The following is a 2,177-nucleotide window of genomic DNA, read 5'->3' as shown; positions in this document are numbered from 1 at the left end:
TCGCGCCCATCAGGATTACGGACGGTTTATAGGTTTTGATGAGGTCCGTCAGAGTAATGGTGTACGCGTCGGTGTTGTAATGGCTGAATTCCGGGCCTTCCACCAAATAGACTTTATCGGCCCCGTTGGCAAAGACTTCTTTTGCCAGCCCTGCCACCTGTTCCCCGATGATCACGCCGGCCAGTTCCTGCCCCAGCGCATCCGCCAGCAGCCTTCCCTGGCCCAGAAGTTCATGCGCTACATTGCGGGCCTGTCCGCCCACTTGTTCCACATACACCCAGACGCCCTTGTATTCCGCCTTATCCATGGCCACGTTCTTTTCTTCCGTTTCCCGGACAATCGCCCCGACGGGACAGACATCGATACACGCGCCGCAGGCCGTACAGGCCTCGGTGATAAACGCCTTGTCCTCCCGCATTTCGATGGCGCCGAACGGACAGGTGCCCACACAGGCGCCGCAGCCAATACATTCCGCTTTTTTTACTACAACAGCCATTTATTTTTCCCCTCCCATTAGATAATCTTTGCTTCCGTCAGTTTGCGCGCCAGTAAGGCAGCGGCTTCCCGCGGCGTCTCGGCCTCAATCATTTCCCCCTGCACACGCTGCTTGGGGGTGAAAATACGCCGTACCTGGGTCGGGGACCCCTTTAAGCCGATGAGTCCCGGTTCCACCTCGACATCGGTGGCGGTCCATACCGGAATTTCCTTGCGATTGGCTTTCATAGTATTTCTTACGGTCGGAAACCGTGGTTCGTTAATGGACTTAACAACACTTAGCAAAACCGGCAGGGAGGTTTCAATGACTTCATAGCCTTCTTCCTGTTCCCGTTCCACCCGGACAACCCCGTCGTTCACTTCCACCTTGGCTACATAGGTTACCTGCGCAATGCCGAGATGTTCGGCAATTTCCGGCCCGACCTGGGCGGTATCACCGTCAATGGCCTGTTTGCCGCAGAAGATGACATCCACGTTGCCCATTTTTTTAATGCCGGCAGCCAGGGTATGGCTGGTAGCCAATGTATCGGCCCCGCCAAAAGCCCGGTCGCTCAGCAGAATGGCTTCATCCACCCCCATGGCCAGACATTCCTTCAGAGCATCTTTTGCCTGCGGCGGTCCCATGGAAAGGACCGTTACTTTGCCGCCATGTTTTTCCTTCAACTGCAAGGCCGCTTCGACCGCGTTCTTGTCAAAGGGATTGACAATGCTGGGTACCCCCTGGCGCACCAGCGTGTTTGTCTCAGGGTCAATTTTCACTTCCGTGGTGTCGGGTACTTGCTTAACACATACAACGATTTCCATTCTACACCCCTCTTTTCATTCTATGAACGATTTAACAAATTCTATGTGTTCTTCCATCATCCGGCGCGCTCCCGGGGCATCGTGGCCGCAAATTGCCTGATAAATCCGCTGATGCTGCTCCAGCAGCCGGTTTATATTCTCCGGTTCCCGGCTGATACTCAGGCGCATCATCCGAATATGCCGTTCCAGGACATCGGATATGGCCACGAATAAATGATATAACAAAATATTGCCGCTTGCCTTGGCTACGGCAAAATGAAAATCCCGGTCCACTTCCCCGCTGAATACCTGATCCATCGTGTTCTGCTCAAAATCCCGGATACACCGCGTCATCTCCGCCAGTTCCTCCGGCCGGGCATTTTGCGCCGCTAAATAAGAGCACTCCGCCTCCAGCATTTTCCGCACCCCGATCAACTGGGGCTGCACGTTTTCTTCCAGCATAAATAACATCGACAGCGGTTCCATAATATTGTGCTTCAGCGGGTCCGAACACACGAAGATGCCGTCGCCGTGGCGGCTCTCCACAATGCCGATGATTTCCAATGCGCTCACCGCCTCCCGGATCGCTGTCCGGCTTACTCCCAACAGCGCCGAGAGCTCCCGCTCCGTCGGCAATTTGTCCCCTTTTTTCAGGCGGCCTTCATAAATCATTTGTTTTACCTGCTGGATGACACACTGGTACAACTTCTTCGGCTTAATTGACACAAAATTCACTGGTTAACTCTCCTCATCAGCCATCCCTTGTGTGCCCTGCCACCCTGCAGGCAATTCCGCCTGCTTCTTTAGTCCACGGCGATTACTTTACCGGGATTCATAATCAGGTTCGGGTCCAGCGCCTTTTTAATCGCTTTCATCATATCCAGTTCCACCGGATTGGC

Annotated in this window: 4 protein-coding genes; all 4 read right to left on the bottom strand. The window is 54.1% G+C overall.

The features are described 5' to 3' along the window. Positions 1-496: 4Fe-4S binding protein (locus tag LUCIF_RS27120; RefSeq protein ID WP_122630250.1), on the bottom strand; the 496-nt coding region annotated here is incomplete at its 3' end. Positions 497-513: 17 nt separating this feature from the next. Beyond that, positions 514-1,299: an electron transfer flavoprotein subunit beta/FixA family protein gene (locus tag LUCIF_RS23450; protein ID WP_122630249.1), complete on the bottom strand. Its 786-nt coding sequence runs from the start codon at positions 1,297-1,299 to the stop codon at positions 514-516. A 15-nt stretch (positions 1,300-1,314) separates the two neighbouring features. Further along, a complete protein-coding gene (locus LUCIF_RS23445) occupies positions 1,315-2,013 on the bottom strand; it encodes a FadR/GntR family transcriptional regulator (protein WP_122630248.1) in 699 nt (232 codons plus the stop codon). Positions 2,014-2,081: 68 nt separating this feature from the next. Beyond that, on the bottom strand, positions 2,082-2,168 hold the full coding sequence (locus LUCIF_RS23440) for an FAD-linked oxidase C-terminal domain-containing protein (protein WP_279386988.1): 87 nt from the start codon (positions 2,166-2,168) through the stop codon (positions 2,082-2,084). Between the last annotated feature and the right edge of the window lie 9 nt (positions 2,169-2,177).

It is taken from the genome of Allolucifera butyrica (genome assembly GCF_900476375.1).
Classification (GTDB): domain Bacteria; phylum Bacillota; class Negativicutes; order Sporomusales; family UPPP01; genus Lucifera; species Lucifera butyrica.
This window is presented reverse-complemented; position numbering and strand designations above follow the sequence as displayed.

Coding starts and splice junctions, on each gene's coding strand:
- LUCIF_RS23450 (WP_122630249.1), bottom strand. CDS start 1,299: ATGGAAATCGTTGTATGTGTTAAGCAAGTACCCGACACCACGGAAGTG.